Annotated in this window: 12 protein-coding genes; 5 read left to right on the top strand and 7 right to left on the bottom strand. The window is 58.3% G+C overall.

Translation table 11 applies throughout. The features are described from left to right. Window positions 1–3 precede the first annotated feature (3 nt). The 5 genes from GF423_RS03890 to GF423_RS03870 all read right to left on the bottom strand — a co-directional run bounded on the left by GF423_RS03890 (window position 4) and on the right by GF423_RS03870 (window position 8,163). Window positions 4–2,631, bottom strand: coding sequence for a BamA/OMP85 family outer membrane protein (locus GF423_RS03890; protein WP_154327147.1), 2,628 nt, complete (start codon window positions 2,629–2,631; stop codon window positions 4–6). A gap of 1 nt (window position 2,632) precedes the next feature. Further along, window positions 2,633–3,406, bottom strand: a complete 774-nt coding sequence (locus tag GF423_RS03885) for an undecaprenyl pyrophosphate synthase (RefSeq protein WP_154327146.1) — start codon at window positions 3,404–3,406, stop codon at window positions 2,633–2,635. Between the two features lie 112 nt (window positions 3,407–3,518). Then, a complete protein-coding gene (porG, locus tag GF423_RS03880; protein ID WP_206113360.1) occupies window positions 3,519–4,190 on the bottom strand; it encodes a type IX secretion system protein PorG in 672 nt (223 codons plus the stop codon). Window positions 4,191–4,266: 76 nt separating this feature from the next. After that, window positions 4,267–5,757 (bottom strand): DUF6242 domain-containing protein, encoded by a 1,491-nt coding sequence (locus GF423_RS03875; RefSeq protein ID WP_154327144.1) that lies wholly within the window; start codon window positions 5,755–5,757, stop codon window positions 4,267–4,269. A gap of 513 nt (window positions 5,758–6,270) precedes the next feature. Continuing rightward, on the bottom strand, window positions 6,271–8,163 hold the full coding sequence (locus tag GF423_RS03870; protein ID WP_154327143.1) for a terminase large subunit: 1,893 nt from the start codon (window positions 8,161–8,163) through the stop codon (window positions 6,271–6,273). Window positions 8,164–8,314: 151 nt separating this feature from the next. Here GF423_RS03870 and prmC point away from each other — a divergent pair, with 151 nt between their 5' ends. The 5 genes from prmC to GF423_RS03845 all read left to right on the top strand — a co-directional run bounded on the left by prmC (window position 8,315) and on the right by GF423_RS03845 (window position 11,725). Beyond that, window positions 8,315–9,157, top strand: coding sequence for a peptide chain release factor N(5)-glutamine methyltransferase (gene prmC, locus GF423_RS03865; protein WP_206113357.1), 843 nt, complete (start codon window positions 8,315–8,317; stop codon window positions 9,155–9,157). A gap of 21 nt (window positions 9,158–9,178) precedes the next feature. Further along, on the top strand, window positions 9,179–9,886 hold the full coding sequence (locus tag GF423_RS03860; protein WP_154327141.1) for a ComF family protein: 708 nt from the start codon (window positions 9,179–9,181) through the stop codon (window positions 9,884–9,886). A gap of 77 nt (window positions 9,887–9,963) precedes the next feature. Then, a complete protein-coding gene (locus GF423_RS03855) occupies window positions 9,964–10,449 on the top strand; it encodes a regulatory protein RecX (protein ID WP_206113356.1) in 486 nt (161 codons plus the stop codon). 113 nt (window positions 10,450–10,562) lie between these two features. Next, the gene (pyrE, locus tag GF423_RS03850; RefSeq protein ID WP_154327139.1) at window positions 10,563–11,210 is read left to right on the top strand and encodes an orotate phosphoribosyltransferase; all 648 of its coding nucleotides are present in this window, start codon (window positions 10,563–10,565) and stop codon (window positions 11,208–11,210) included. A gap of 77 nt (window positions 11,211–11,287) precedes the next feature. Further along, window positions 11,288–11,725 (top strand): hypothetical protein, encoded by a 438-nt coding sequence (locus GF423_RS03845; protein ID WP_154327138.1) that lies wholly within the window; start codon window positions 11,288–11,290, stop codon window positions 11,723–11,725. A gap of 96 nt (window positions 11,726–11,821) precedes the next feature. Here the strand turns inward: GF423_RS03845 and GF423_RS03840 are convergent, their stop codons facing one another. Together GF423_RS03840 and asnS are read right to left on the bottom strand one after the other, a co-directional pair. Continuing rightward, entirely contained in the window at window positions 11,822–13,117 is a 1,296-nt protein-coding gene (locus GF423_RS03840; protein ID WP_154327137.1) for an O-acetylhomoserine aminocarboxypropyltransferase/cysteine synthase family protein, read from the bottom strand. A gap of 383 nt (window positions 13,118–13,500) precedes the next feature. Then, window positions 13,501–14,904, bottom strand: coding sequence for an asparagine--tRNA ligase (asnS, locus tag GF423_RS03835; RefSeq protein WP_154327136.1), 1,404 nt, complete (start codon window positions 14,902–14,904; stop codon window positions 13,501–13,503). Between the last annotated feature and the right edge of the window lie 121 nt (window positions 14,905–15,025).

The raw sequence follows: 15,025 nt of genomic DNA, 5'->3' as shown, positions 1-15,025 counted from the left end.
CCCTTAGAACTCCTGACCCAGCACAAAGTGGAAGTTGCTGCCGCCCTTCTGGCCCAGCACCTTGTCGAAGCCGTAGCCCCAGTCGATGCCCATCATGCCCAGCATGGGCAGGAAGATGCGCACGCCCACGCCGGCACTGCGCTTGAGGTCGAAGGGCGAGAATTTCTTCACGCTGGTCCATGCATTGCCGGCCTCGGCAAACACCAGGGGATAGATCGTGGCGCTGGTCGAGAGCATGAGCGGGAAGTGCAGCTCCATCACAAAGCGGTCGTAGGCGTAGCCCTCGCTGCCGAACGGGGTGAACTGGCCGTTGTCGTAGCCGCGCAGGGCGATGGTCTCGGTGGCATAGGTGTAGCTGCCCGACATGCCGTCGCCGCCCACATAGAAGGTCTCGAAGGGCGACTTCAAGTACTTGTTCCAGCTGCCCAGCAGGCCCACGTCGGCGCGTGTCATGAGCACGAGCGTCCAGCGACCGTCGGGGTCGGTGAGTGGCGTGTAGGTGCGGGCCTGGAACTTGAGCTTCCAGTACTCGATCCACTTGTACAGGTCCTTCTTGGCTGCCTCGGTGTTGGCCTGCGAGAGGGCTTTCCAGTTCTTGTGCCCGAAGAGGTTGGCCGGCGGGGTGAAGTGGAAGGCCAGCGAGAAGGTGCTGCCGCGGCGGGTGTAGAGCGGGTTGTCGATGCTGTTGCGCTCGAGCGTGAGGCCAAGCACGAGCGAGTTGCTCGTGCCGTTGTTCATGTAGTACAGGTACTCCCAGTTCTTGAGGCTGTACCACTGGTAGGACAGGTCGGCCGTGAGCGTGAAGTAGTCGTCGGGCCACTTGAGGCGCTTGCCGAAGCCCACGGTGATGCCGCCCATCTGCAGATACTTGCTGGGGTCGTAGGCGTCCTCGTAGTTGTAGCTGCCGTTGTAGCCGTTGTAGTAGCCGCCGTAGTAGTTATTGTAATAGTTGTAGTAGCTGTTTTGATACATCTTGTTGTAGAAGCTCGAGTTGATGCCCGTCTGGCGGCTGTAGAAGGCCGACACGCTGAGCGAGTTGGGGCGCTTGCCGCCAAACCACGGGTCGAGAAACGAGATGCTGTAGGCCTGGTAGTACTTGGCATTGGTCTGGCCGCTTATGGTGAAGGTTTGGCCCTCGCCCTGCGGGATGATGCCCTTGTAGCTCGACGGGTGGAACAGGTTGTGTATCGAGAAGTTGGTGAACTTGAGGCTCAGCTTGCCTATCACGCCCGTTTGCCCCCAGCCGGCCGAGAACTCTACCTGGTCGTTGGCTTTCGACTGCAGGTTCATCACGATGTCGACGGTGCCGTTTTCCTCGTTGGGCTCGGGGCGTATGTCCATCTTCTCGGGATCGAAGTGGCCGGTCTGGGCAATCTCGCGTGCCGAGCGCATGAGGTCGCTCTTGGAGAAGAGATCGCCGGGGCGCACGCGCAGCTCGCGGCGCACCACTTTCTCATAGAGGCGGTCGTTGCCGTTGATCACCACCTTGTTGATGCGGGCCTGCTTGCCCTCGTACATGCGCATCTCGAGTTGTATCGAGTCGCCCTCGACCTTGGTCTCAACGGGCACCAGGTTGAAGAAGAGGTAACCCTTGTCGAGGTAGAGGTTGGACACGGCGTCCTCGTCGGTCGAGGTGCGCTTGTTGAGCAGCTTCTGGTTGTAGACGTCGCCTTTCTCCATGCCCAGCACGTTTTGCAGCACCTCGGTGGGATACACGGTGTTGCCCACCCAGTTGATGCCCGATATGTAGTAGCGCTTGCCCTCGTCGACCTTGATGTGCACGTCGACGGTCTTCTCGTCGTAGTTGGTCACGCTGTCGCTCACGATGCGGGCGTCGCGGTAGCCCAGCTCGTTGTACTTGTCGATGATGCGCTGCTTGTCGGCCGCGTAGTCGCTGGCCACAAATTTCTTTTGGCTGAAGAGCTTGATGAGGCTGCCCTTCTCGTTGGTCTTCTTCATGGTGCGCTTGATGCGGCCGTCGCTCAGCACATGGTTGCCGTCGATGTATATCTTGTGCACCTTTATCTTGGAGTGCTTGTCGACCACGATGTCGACAATCACCTCGTTTTGCTTGCTCAGGTCTTCTCGCTGGTTGACCTCGCAGGTCACTTTCTCAAAGCCCTTGTCCTTGAAGTATTTTTCCACAATCATCTTGATGCGGTCGGCAATGTTGGGGGTCATCTGGTTGCCCACCTGCAGCCCAAGCTTCTCGGTGATGTCCTTCTGCTCGCCTTTTTTCATGCCCACATAGTTGATGACCGACACACGCGGCTGCTGGCGCAGCACAAACTCGAGCCATGCCTTGTTGCCATATATCTTGTCGACCTTGATTTGCACCTTGGAAAAGAGGCCTTGGTGCCAGAATCGCTTGGCAGCATTGGTGATCTCGTCGCCCGGGATGTCGATGCGCTGGCCCACGGCCAGCCCCGAGTAGCCTATGATGATGTAGTCCTCGTAGTTGTCTACACCAGTGACCTTGATGCCAGCTATCTCATACTTTTGCGGGTTTCCCGAGAAGATGACCTTGGGATTGTAGATGGTGTCGTTCACAGTCCTGGTCTGGTCTTGCGCCCAGCCGTGGGCAGTGCCGGCCAGTAGAGCTATGAGAAGAAAAAATACCTTATATCGCATATTATATGTTTTGTTCGTTGTGGTCAATATTCTTGCTTTCGACTTGCTCGCTTGTCATGCCGTAGCGGCGCTCGCGGCCTTGGTAGTCGACGATGGCCCGCAAGAAGTCGTCCTGGGTGAAATCGGGCCAGTAGGTGGGTGTGAAGTAGAGCTCGCTGTAGGCTATCTGCCACAGCAGGTAGTTGCTCAGGCGCAGGTCGCCGGCCGTGCGTATGAGCAGGTCGGGGTCGGGCATGTCGCGTGTGGCCAGGTGAGCGGCCACCACCTTCTCGTCGATGGCCTCGGGGTTGAGCTTGCCCTCGCGGGCCTCGCGGGCCATGTGCTTGCAAGCTTCCACGATTTCCCAGCGCGCCGAGTAGCTCAGCGCCAGGCACAGCACCAGGCCCGTGTCGCCGGCAGTGAGCGCGATGCACTTCTCGAGTCGCTCGCGGGCATATTGTGGCATGCGTGCCGCGTCGCCTATCATGGTGAGGCGCACGTTGTTCTTTATCAAGTCGGGCGTCTCGCGCTCGATGGCCGTCACCACCAGGTTCATCAGGTAGTGCACTTCGGCCTCGGGGCGGTTCCAGTTCTCGGTCGAGAAGGTGTAGAGCGTGAGGTAGCCTATGCCTATCTGGCTGGCGATCTCGGTGATCTGCCTCACGGTGGTCACACCGTTCTCGTGGCCGAACGAGCGCTCGTGCCCGTGCAGCTTGGCCCAGCGGCCGTTGCCGTCCATGATGATGGCTACGTGGCGCGGGATGCGCGTTTTGTCTATTTCGTCAATCAGCGACATTTCTGTGTTGTTATCTCTATAACCCTTGCTGCTGTGCGCCGGGTACTTGTTTCTTTTTATGTTGTTGTTGTTTCAGTCACTATCAATACTGGCTCTCTTGCGGCCCCGTGTTTCATTCCACATAGTGGCACTTGGTGCACCGCTTCGAAAACTCGTAGGTGATCGAGAACACGGCAATCGAGTACCAGTCGGTGTTTTTGGCAAAGCCGTGCTTCACGCCGTAGAGGTCGCTCAAGCCGTCGATCTTGTCGCCAAAGCCCTTGCGCATCGTGAACTCGAAACCCAGGTTGAGGCGCTCCTTGAGCTTGTACTTCACGCCTATGCCCATGGGCAGGTTGGGACACACGTTGACCTTGCCGTCGACAATAGCTGTGGTGAGGCCCAGGCCCAGCACCATGTAGGGCGACAGGCGCTTGTAGTTCTTGTACCTGGCCCCTATGCCGTAGTGCAGGAAGTTGAACTCGGCCTGCACGCCCAGGTCGATGACATGCGACTTGAAGCTATAGGGCTCCTGGCCCGGTATCTTGCGGTCGATGTCGTTGCTGTTGCCACTCAGCCCGGCATAGAGCAGGTTGGCCTTGAAGGCCCACCGCGAGTCCATGTTGTAGCGCATCACGGCGCCTGCTGTCACGCCGGGATGCTTGTACATGTTGCCGTCGTTCACGTCGCCCAGGTAGCCGTCGACACCCAGCGCAGGTCCTATCTCGTAGCGGTATTCCTGCGCTGCCGCTGTAGCACTTCCCAGCAGGAGCGCTGCGGCTGTGATTGCCAGTATTTTCTTCATATAACAGTGTTTCATCTATTATATAGAAAACGCGAGTTGGGAGCCAAAAATTTCATGCCCGGGCGATTATTGTGGCTCAATAAATGGGGCGGAACATGCGCCGGTTGATCACTCCTTTCCACACACTGCCCAGTTGTGCACCGTTGGCGCCGCGGCCTCCCACGATGTAGATGTAGGGCACATCCCACGTGGTCACGGGCTTGGTCACGCTGCGGCGACGGGCCTTGGATGAGGACGACGTGAGCGTTTCATAGACCACAAAGGCCTGTGCCTGGTAGAAGGCCGGCATGGTGGCGGGCAGTTGCAAGAGCTTGCCGCCCTGGGTCCACGAGATGCCCTGGTTGTAGGACACATAGGTGGTGTTGTTGAGCTTGCCGCCCTGCATCTTGCCGCCCATGAGCAGCCAGGTCACACGCTCGGTGGCGGTGTGGTTGGTAGAGTCGACCGAGTAGGTGGCATAGGGCACAATCACGGCCTCGGTCATGCCGGGCAGGCCCGATTGCAGCTTGTGGTCGGTGATTTCGCCCCAGTTGGTGCCGTCATAGCCCCAGGTGGTGGCCAGGATGTTGCCGCTCTTGCTCTTGCCGCCGAAGAGCATGGACTGCTGCGTGAGGGTCCACTCGTTGGTGGCAGGTGTCAGGGGCGAGGCCTCGGCCACGGGGAAGGAGTCTTCTACCTCGGTCAAGGTGTAGCCCTGGGGCCGCGGATACTCGTCGTGGCGATAGGTGCTGCCGTCGTAGTACACGCCCAGCGCCTTGTCGCCCCAGCCGCCCAGCAGGCTGTGCCAGGTCACGCCGCAATCGGTCCACGTGGTGCCGGCGTCGGTCGAGCGGTAGAGCTCGCCGCCCGTGCTCAGTATATAGAGGGCGCCGCTGGTGGCGCTCAGCGAGTTAACTGCCGGTGTGAAGGGGAAGTCAACAACCTTGACGGCCCAGGTGCCTTGCCCCGGGTTGGCAGCGCTGTTGAGCTTGTAGGTGCCGCCGTCGTTGGTCAGGCAGTAGTAGGTGCTGCCTTGCAGCACGCATTTCTCGGCACTCAGCGTGCCGTTCACGTTGGGCACGTCGCGCCGCAGGCTGGGGTTGAAGTAGAGCGTGTCGGGCTCCATTTTGTGCACGTTCACCTTGATATTATAGGTGCGGGTGTGGTTGCCGTCGTAGCTGGTGACCACCAGGTCGACGCGGCCGGTGAAGTCGATCGAGTCGGTGGTTGTGCTCTTGTAGTCGAAGGTGCTGTCTTTCATTACCTTGCCGCCCGTCACGTGAAACTGGGCCTGCTGCACGGTGTAGGGGAAGGTCATGCTCACTGTGAGGTGGGTCACGTCGGTGCCCACGGGCAGCGAGTCGACATTGTAGATGAGGCCTGCATCCTGGTTGATCGAGAATTTCACCGAGTCGAGGTTGTAGAGCACGTTGTCGTTGTTGCCCAGCGAGAATGCCGATATCAATGTCGAGGAGTAGCTCGTGGTGTAGATGTCGGCATCGCGGTTGCTGTTGTCGTCGTTGCACGACGATACTATGCCCCACAGCATGAGGCACATCAAGGCATATAACGGAAATTTCTTGTTCATCAATATCGTATGTGTCTGTTTGAAGTGCAAATTTACAATAAAAACGCGAGAAGTTAAGGCCTGCCGCTGTCCATTTTTGGACGGCTGTCCCTCTTTTCACGATGTAAAATTAATATTTTGCCATAATATTGCTACCGCCCTTTAAGATAATAAAGGGCAAAAATTGCTTTTTTACACCTTTTTAACGCCATAGTGCTGTGTTTGCTTTCTTTTTCGCTGTTTTTTGGACTTTCGGGTGCCTCTGTGGTGGATGTGGCAAAAATTAAGGAGCCTGCGCTTCACAGCGTGGGCTCCTTAAAATCTACAATCTATAAAAACATATATATTAATCAATGTAATTGAATGTGTCAATCTCGTCGATTAACAATCAACCTTTAAACATTAAAAATGAAATTCTCCATTTATTCTGCTCAAAGTTAATGATTCGATTCCAGACTTCCAAATTTTTATGCAAGTTTTTTTTCTCTTGGCTCATTTTTTCTTTTTAGGCAACGTTTTTTTGGGGGGGGCGGCTTAGCCACGGTCGAAGTGCAGGCGGTACTGGCTGGCCTGCATGTCGAAGGCGCGGCAGTACTCCTTGTAGTCGAAGCGGCGGCCTCGCTTGAGCTGGCTGGCCATGTAGAGGGCTATGGCGCGGCTCATCACGATGTCGTCGTGCTTGCCCTCGATGGCGCCGAAGCGACCGTGGGGCAGCAGAGCAAACCAGCTCATCTCGTCGACGGCCTCCTGGTCGTGCTCGATATACTGCCCGTCGCGCACCAGGGCGATGAGGTGGTGCACGATGAGGCCCTTGGTGTGCACGTTGGTGTGAAAGCCGGCACGGCCCTTGGCGCGGAAGTAGATGTTGCCATAGGCGCGGGCCAGGGTGCCGGCAATGTAGCCGGCGTCGTCGCTCTCGTTCTGCTCGGTCTCGAGCGTGTTGCTTTCAAACACGAGCAGGGCGTGGCCGTAGAAGGTGGCCAGCTGTGCCGCTTTCCAGGCCAGCAGGTCATGGTCGATGTGCCCGCGCCACTGGGCCACGACCTCCATTTTCTCGTCGGGCAGCTCCTTGCGGTCGACGACGGTGATCACCGAGTAGTCGCTCTTGTCGCTGCGGCCCCCTATGTCGACGGCGGCGATATAGCGGTTTCTCATTGCTGTGGCCTCGGGCATGCGCCACACCTTGAGGCCTCCGGTGGTGTTGTCGAGCAGCCCTATGCCTTGCAGGTTCTTGCCGTCGCCTCGGCTGGTGATATCGCCCTTGAACTGGGGCGCCGTGCAGCCGTCGCGCAGCCTGTCGAGACTCTCGAGCCCGAAGGCGCAGCACCCCGTGTTGTCGAAGGCTTCGACAGCATTGCTCGGGAACTCGGCCATGAGGGCGTTGTGCGAGGGATACACCTTGCGCTTGTGGTGATACCAGTTGATTTGCTCGAGCGTGCAGCCGTGCTTGTTCCACAGCTCGCGCTCATAGTCGTCCATGCTGCCCCACAGCTGCCTGGCATCGGCCACGGGCAGCTGGTAGATTTCGATCTCGTGCCAGGGTACAAATATGGGCTGCTTGTCGCTCTGGCCGCTGCTGGCCCGCAACCACTCGTTGTGAAAGAAGTTGCCTACGCCGTTGGCGGTCGACTCGAGGATGACGACGGTGTCGCCGCCCAGCATCACCGACCCTTCTACAGTGCGCATCACGTCGACGGGGTCGTGCCGGGCGCTGTCTTTCCAGAAGGCCACTTCGCTCAAGTGGGCCATGGCCAGGTTGAAACCGCGCACTGCATCTTGGCTGCTGGCCGAGCCTGTGACGATGATGCCGCCGCGAGGCGACAGCTCCTTCACGCCTCGCATGCCCTCGAGCGTCTTGAGCTCCAGCCGTTTCACGCCAGGGTCGAGCATCTCGGCAGGGTAGTGCCGCAGCAGTTGCGAGTAGATGCGCCCTATGTTGCCCGAAGAGCCTCGCTGGTGGCTGCATATGAGGCAATTCCAGTTGCGGTGCACCACAATCTGCATCCAGGCCATGTAGAGTATGGCCAGGGTCGACGAGCCCCATTGCCTTGCCTTGAGCACGATCAGGCGCACGCTGTGGCGCGTGAGCCGCTGCTGCTCCATGGCAGCGGCCACTCGCCGTTGCGGGCGGTTGGGCACAAAGGGCACGATGCGGTTGGTGACCTTGTCTTGAATGGAGGCGCAGCGGGCACACCAGAACTCAAAGTCGTGTTTTATGCGCTCGCGATCTTGCTCCAGGGGCGGCAGCGACGCGTAGCCTGGCACCGTCTCAAGTAGCGCGCGAGGCAGCCACTTGCCTGCCACGTGCACGCGCACGCCGCAGCAGCCTTGCCCTGTGAGAGGGTCGTAGGGCTCTTGCTGCGCCTCGTGGCGACGATGGTTCTCGGCAATGATGTCGTCGATGTTGAAAGGGGGTGGTGTGTTCACGGCTGTGCTGGTTTTGTTTTCGCGCTGTAAAAGTAGCACCGCGCCAGTGCCTGGGTCAAGAAGCAAAAGTGGACGCCCCCGGCGCCCGTTTTTCACTTCTTTAACTCCCGTTGCTGGGTCAAGTGAGCTGAAATTCCTAACTTTGTGCATTATGACTACCGATGAGATTGTTGCCCGCATGCGTGCCCGGCTCAAGGACACCTTTGAGCCGCAGGAGCTCAACGCCGTCGTCAACCTCGTGCTGGGCGACGTGCTGCACTACAGCCCTGTCGATGTGGTGCTGCGTGGCACCTTTGAGCAGGACGATGTGCTGGCAGGGCGCATCGAGGCCATCACGACACGACTGCTCAAGCACGAGCCGTTGCAGTACATCCTGGGCCATGCGCGGTTTCACGGCCACGAGTTCAAGGTGACCGAGGCCACGCTCATCCCGCGGCCCGAGACCGAGCTGCTTGTCGACATGATCGTCGACCAGAACCCCGCGAGCGACCTCAACGTCATCGACCTGGGCACAGGCAGCGGCTGCATTGCTGTCTCGCTGGCGCGTGCTCTCAAGTATGCCCACGTCACCGCTGTCGACAACAGTGCTGCGGCCCTGCAGGTGGCGCAGGGCAATGCCCGCTCGCTGCACACGCGTGTCGACTTTCGCCAGCAGGACATGCTCAACATGCCGCCCGAGCCGATGGCCTGGGACATCGTGGTGAGCAATCCGCCCTACGTGTGCCAGAGCGAGAAAGCGGCCATTGCGCCCAATGTGCTCGACTATGAGCCGGCCAGCGCCCTCTTTGTGCCCGACGACGACCCCTTGCTCTTTTACCGCGCCATAGCCCGCTATGCCGCCGCCAGCCTCAAGCCGGGCGGAAAACTCTATCTCGAAATCAACCAGCGCTTCGGTCGCCAGGTGCAGCAGTTGCTGCACGACGCCGGGCTGCACGATGCGGCTGTTGCCCGCGACCAGTATGGCCGCTGGCGCTATGCCTGGGCCACTATGTGAGCCCCGACCTCGACGACGACGATGAGCAAGCTGAGCCATATCGTGACTGCCCTGACCGACGTGTTGCTGCCGCGGGTGTGCCCCGTGTGCGGTGCCACGCTCGGGAGCGACGAGCCCTACCTGTGCCGCAGCTGTCTCATGCAGTTGCCGCGCACCCACTACGAGAGTATCGACTTCAACGTCATGGAGCAGCACTTTGCCGGCAAGACTCCCATCGAGCGTGCTGCGGCCTATTTCTACTATGAGAAGCAGGATCCCTATGCCGCTATTGTGCACGACATCAAGTATCGCAACATGCCCAAAATGGGGCGCTGGCTTGCCCGCCGTGCTGCCTGCGACATGGCCCCAAGCGGCATTTGGAACGGTGTCGACTATCTCGTGCCTGTGCCGCTGCACGCCTTCAAGCTCGCCAGGCGCGGCTACAACCAGAGCGACTATCTGGCACAGGGCCTGAGCGACTACACCGGCATTGCCATCTACGAGGCCATCGAGGCAGTGAAGCCCCATGCTACGCTCACGCACAAGGGGGCCTACGACCGCTACCGCAGCTCGCAGGGGCTCTATGCCGCCATTCCCGAGGCCAGCCAGGAGCTCAGGGGCAAGTGGGTGATGATTGTCGACGATGTGGTGACCACAGGAGCAACCTTGCTCACCTGCGCCGAGACGCTTGCACACATCCCCGGCATCAAGATTTCGCTTTTCACCTTGGCAGCCGCACGCCTGCAGTGACATCACGCTGGCTGAGCAGCCTGGAAATTTTTGTGTAACTTTGCGCAACAATTGCACACACACACACTACAATGAAGATGAAAAAACCACTCAGTGCCGAGGCTGCACTCACGCGAGCCGCCGCCTTGTGCGCCCGCAGCGAGCAGGCCGAGATCGATGTGCGGGCCAAGCTGCTGGCCTGGGGCCTCACCCCGGCCAGTGCTGCACAGGTCATCGAGCGCCTGCAGGACGAGCACTTTCTCGACGAGCAGCGCTATGCCCGAGCCTACTGCCGCGACAAGTTTAACTTCAACGGCTGGGGCCGCATCAAGATCGCCTTCATGCTCAAGAGCAAGGGGGTGGGCCAGACGGCCATCGATGCGGCCCTTGCCGAGATCGATGCGGCCCGTTACCGTGAGCACATCGACAAGCTCTTGCGCGACAAGTGGCGCGACGTGGCCGGCAAGGACCCCCGCCTGGCCCGTGCCGCTCTATTGCGCTTGGCTGCCAGCCGCGGCTATGAGCCCGATGCGATATATCCTGCCGTCGATGCCTTCATGGCCACAACCGGCAGCAAAAGCTGACGTTTTTCCAGGTTCTAATGCTTTTTTAATGGCAACAGGTTGCCTCAATGGGCAAGTTTTTTGTAATTTTGCACAATGTAATTAGCAATCTATCGATACAAAACATTACACTCATGAAAAAATTAGACCTTCTTCTTGCTGAGAAATTACTGAAAATCAGTGCTATCAAGCTTCAGCCCGACAATCCGTTCACCTGGGCCTCAGGCTGGAACTCGCCCATCTACACCGACAATCGCAAGACGCTCTCCTATCCCGAGCTGCGCAACTTTATCAAGGTGGAGCTATCGCGTCTCATCCTGGAGAACTTCGGCGATGCCGAGGTGGTGGCCGGCGTGGCTACTGGAGCGATTGCACAGGGCGCACTGGTGGCCGACACGCTGGGACTGCCGTTTGTCTACATTCGCTCCACACCCAAGGACCACGGTCTGGAGAACCTGATTGAGGGCAACATCAAGCCTGGCCAGAAGGTAGTGATTGTAGAAGACCTGGTCTCGACAGGCAAGAGCAGCCTCAAGGCTGCACAAGCTGTGGCCGATGCCGGCGGCGAGGTCGTGGGCATGGTGGCTATTTTCACCTATGAGTTCCCGATTGCCACCGAGGCCTTTGAGAAGGCTGGCGTGAAGCTGCTCACCATAAGCAACTACAGCTCGATGATAAAGGCTGCAATTGCTACCAACTACATCAAGGAGAGCGACGAGAAGGCCCTGCAGAAGTGGCGCGAGGATCCCGCCCACTGGACTCCCGACCTGGACATTGAATAGCCCCGGCGCCGCTGTGCCATCGATGCTGGTTTTCATTTTGTTTATAAACAACGAGTAAAAAACTATATAATATAATAATGAGTTCTTATAAAAGTGACCCGCAGCTCATCGCGTGCGACATTGCGACGGTATATAGCAAGCTCAGCGACCCGTCGTCGTTCAAGAAAACTATCGATGCCAACGTCGACAGCCTGGCCGACGACGCCAGGGAGAACCTGAAAAAGGTGACCTTCGACGCCGATGCCATCACCATCGAGTCGCCCATGGGGCCGGTTAAGCTGGTTGTGGCCCAGAAGGTGGAGCCCACGATGATAACCTATGCCGCGGCGCAGGCGCCTGTCAACTTCAGCCTGGTTATCAACCTGGAGCCGGTCGACGACAACACCACGCGCTCCCAGGCCGAGCTCCAGCTCGACGTGCCTGTGTTTATCAAGGCCATGGTGGGCCCGCAGCTCGAGCGCGGCGCCAAGCAGTTTGGCGAAATGCTCTCCAAGCTGCCCTACAAAAACATGTAGCCTCGCCCGCGCGGCGCACACATAATACAAGCCTCACCTTCTGGTTGCAGCCAGAGGGTGAGGCTTAGTTTGTAGTGTGTGTGTGCAGCGCCCTGTTTACACGTACTCGAAGGCCTGCCGCAAGTCGTCGATGATGTCGTCGATGTGCTCGGTGCCTATGCTCAAGCGCACGGTAGAGGGATAGATGTGCTGCTCTTCCAGCTCCTGGGCCGACAGCTGGGAGTGGGTGGTGGTGGCCGGGTGGATGACCAGCGACTTCACGTCGGCCACGTTGGCCAGCAGCGAGAATATCTTCAAGTGGTCGATAAAACGCCAGGCCTCGGCCTGCCCGCCCTTGATGTCGAAGGTGAAGATCACGCCCGCACCGTTGGGAAACAGTTTCTTGTAGAGCTCGTGGTCGGGGTGCGAGGGCAGCGACGGATGGTTGACACGGGCCACCTTGGGGTGCTTGGAGAGAAAGTCGACCACCTTCAGGGCATTGGACACGTGACGCTCCACGCGCAAGCTCAGGGTCTCGAGGCCCTGCAGCAGTATCCAGGCGTTGAACGGCGAGATGGTGGCGCCAGTGTCGCGCAGCAGCACGGCACGCACGCGGGTCACAAAGGCTGCCCCGCCGGCCACGTCGGCAAACACGGCCCCGTGATAGCTGGGCTCGGGCTTGCCCAGGGTGGGGTACTTGGCGGCATTGGCCTTGTAGTCGAAGTTGCCCCCGTCGACTATCACACCGCCCAGCGAGCTGCCGTGCCCGCCAATAAACTTGGTGGCGCTGTGCACCACCACATTGGCTCCGTGCTCGATGGGACGTATGAGATAGGGCGTGCCGAAGGTGTTGTCGACGATGACTATCGTGTCGTGCTTGTGGGCAATGGCGGCAATCTTGTCGATGTCGGTCACGCTCGAGTTGGGGTTGCCGAAGGTCTCGATGAGCACCGCCTTGGTGTTGGGCTTGAAGGCGGCCTCTACGGCATCGAAGTCGGCAGGGTCGACCAGTGTGGTCTCGATGCCATACTGGCTCAGTGTGTGCTCCAGCAGGTTGGTGGTGCCGCCGTAGAGGTTGTCGGCGGCAATCACGTGGTCGCCGGCCTGGGCCACGTTGAGCAGGCTGTAGGTCACAGCTGCGGCGCCGCTGGCCAGTGCCAGTGCGGCGGTGCCCCCTTCGAGGGCGGCCACACGTTTTTCAAACACGTCTTGTGTCGAGTTGGTCAAGCGGCCGTATATGTTGCCTGCATCGCGCAGCCCGAAGCGGTCGGCGCCGTGCTGGCAGTTGTTGAACACATAGCTTGTAGTCTGGTAGATGGGCACGGCGCGGCTGTTGGTCACAGGGTCGGCCTCTTCTTGGCCCACATGCAGTTGCAGAGTCTCAAAATGCAGTTTCTTGTTCTCGTTGCTCATATTGTTGTCTTTTTTTATGTTTGTTATAGATTGCGTTTTTATCATTTCGACATTGCAAAGTTCTATCAAATAATCATGCCGTGCAATAGTTCTGATGAAATAAGTAAATAATTTATATATTGTCTGCAAAATAGATAAAACACAGAATTATATTTTTACTATTCTTTGATATTTCAGAATTATAAACTGTTTACTTTTTGTCTTTTCGTCTTCCTCTTGTTTCTTTTTGCCGCAACGACGGGGGCATTGTGAAAAACGGGCTACACAACGATGAGGCAGGAAATAAATTCTCTTTTTTTTGATTGATGCTGTAAAGAAAAGAGGCAGCCATGGCCGTTCTTGCCATGGCTGCCTCGATGAGCAATATTGATAAGAATGTGAATCTAAAACTCGGCGTTGTTGGGCGTGCGCGGGAAGGGAATCACGTCGCGTATGTTCTGCATGCCCGTCACAAAGAGCACCAGGCGCTCAAAGCCCAGACCGAAGCCGGCGTGAGGCACAGTGCCAAACTTGCGGGTCTCGAGATACCACCACAGGCTCTTGGTGCCCATGTGGCGACGGTTGATCTCGGCCATGAGCTTGTCGTAGTTTTCCTCACGCACCGAGCCGCCTATGATCTCGCCTATCTGCGGGAAGAGCACATCGGTGCCCTGCATGGTCTTGCCATCGTCGTTCTGCTTCATGTAGAAGGCCTTGATGTCCTTGGGATAGTTGATCATGATCACCGGCTTCTTGAAGTGTTCCTCCACCAGGTAGCGCTCATGCTCGCTGGCCAGGTCGGTGCCCCAGCTCACGGGGAACTCAAACTTGTGCCCCTTCTGCTGTGCCTCTTCCAGTATCTTCACACCCTCGGTGTAGGGCAGGTGCACAAAGTCTTCCTTGAGCACGCCCTCGAGCCGCTCGATGAGGCTGTTGTCGATCATCTTGTTGAGGAAGGCCAGGTCGTCGGCGCAGTGGTCGAGGGCATATTTCACGCAGTACTTGATGAAGTCCTCCTCGAGTGCCATGAGGCCGTCGAGCTGCAAGAAGGCGATTTCGGGCTCTATCATCCAGAACTCGGCCAGGTGGCGGGGCGTGTTGCTCTGCTCGGCGCGGAAGGTGGGGCCGAAGGTGTAGATGGCGCCCAGTGCCGTGGCACCCAGCTCGCCCTCGAGCTGTCCGCTCACGGTGAGGCTGGTGTGCTTGCCGAAGAAGTCCTGGCTGTAGTCGACCTTGCCGTCGTCGGTCTTGGGCAGGTTGTCGAGGTCGAGCGTGGTCACCTGAAACATGTCGCCGGCACCCTCGGCATCGCTCTCGGTGATGAGCGGCGTGTTGAGATAGAAGAAACCGTGGTCGTTGAAGTACTTGTGAATGGCAAAGGCCAGGTGGTGGCGTATGCGCATCACGGCGCCGAAGGTGTTGGTGCGCATGCGCAGGTGCGCCTTCTCGCGCAGAAACTCAAAGGTGTGACCTTTCTTCTGCAGGGGGTACTCGGCAGGGTCGGCTGTGCCGTAGATCTCGATGCTCTCGGCCTGTATCTCCACATTCTGGCCCTTGCCTTGCGATTCTACCAGCAGTCCCTCGACGTGCAGGCTTGCGCCTGTGGTGATGGGCTTGAGCTCCTCGTCGCCAAACTTCTCGAGGTCGATCACGATTTGGATGTTGTTGATTGTCGAGCCGTCGTTGAGCGCGACAAATTGCACGTGCTTGTTGCCGCGGCGCGTGCGCACCCAGCCCTTCACACACACCTTCTTGCCCACAAGCGCGGGGTCGAAGATGTCGACAATCTTGGTTCGTTGTATTTCCATACTATGTTGTGAATATTGTGTTTTTGTTTTATTTTTTTCTCGGTGTGTTGAGTGTGTGTGTGTTACAACTGCGGCACCGCGCTTGTGTGCGTGCGGTGCCGTGCGGTTGTGTGTGGGTGGC

Source organism: Sodaliphilus pleomorphus, assembly GCF_009676955.1.
Lineage (GTDB): Bacteria > Bacteroidota > Bacteroidia > Bacteroidales > Muribaculaceae > Sodaliphilus > Sodaliphilus pleomorphus.
Note: the sequence above shows the minus strand (reverse complement) of the source record. Positions and strands in the feature narration are given on the sequence as shown.

What these genes read in the sequence shown, in the direction of transcription:
- GF423_RS03890 (WP_154327147.1), bottom strand. Translation starts at nt 2,631, where the DNA reads ATGCGATATAAGGTATTTTTTCTTCTCATAGCTCTACTGGCCGGCACT.
- GF423_RS03885 (WP_154327146.1), bottom strand. Translation starts at nt 3,406, where the DNA reads ATGTCGCTGATTGACGAAATAGACAAAACGCGCATCCCGCGCCACGTA.
- porG (WP_206113360.1), bottom strand. Translation starts at nt 4,190, where the DNA reads ATGAAGAAAATACTGGCAATCACAGCCGCAGCGCTCCTGCTGGGAAGT.
- GF423_RS03875 (WP_154327144.1), bottom strand. Translation starts at nt 5,757, where the DNA reads ATGAACAAGAAATTTCCGTTATATGCCTTGATGTGCCTCATGCTGTGG.
- prmC (WP_206113357.1), top strand. Translation starts at nt 8,315, where the DNA reads ATGACTACCGATGAGATTGTTGCCCGCATGCGTGCCCGGCTCAAGGAC.
- GF423_RS03860 (WP_154327141.1), top strand. Translation starts at nt 9,179, where the DNA reads ATGAGCAAGCTGAGCCATATCGTGACTGCCCTGACCGACGTGTTGCTG.
- GF423_RS03855 (WP_206113356.1), top strand. Translation starts at nt 9,964, where the DNA reads ATGAAAAAACCACTCAGTGCCGAGGCTGCACTCACGCGAGCCGCCGCC.
- pyrE (WP_154327139.1), top strand. Translation starts at nt 10,563, where the DNA reads ATGAAAAAATTAGACCTTCTTCTTGCTGAGAAATTACTGAAAATCAGT.
- GF423_RS03845 (WP_154327138.1), top strand. Translation starts at nt 11,288, where the DNA reads ATGAGTTCTTATAAAAGTGACCCGCAGCTCATCGCGTGCGACATTGCG.
- GF423_RS03840 (WP_154327137.1), bottom strand. Translation starts at nt 13,117, where the DNA reads ATGAGCAACGAGAACAAGAAACTGCATTTTGAGACTCTGCAACTGCAT.
- asnS (WP_154327136.1), bottom strand. Translation starts at nt 14,904, where the DNA reads ATGGAAATACAACGAACCAAGATTGTCGACATCTTCGACCCCGCGCTT.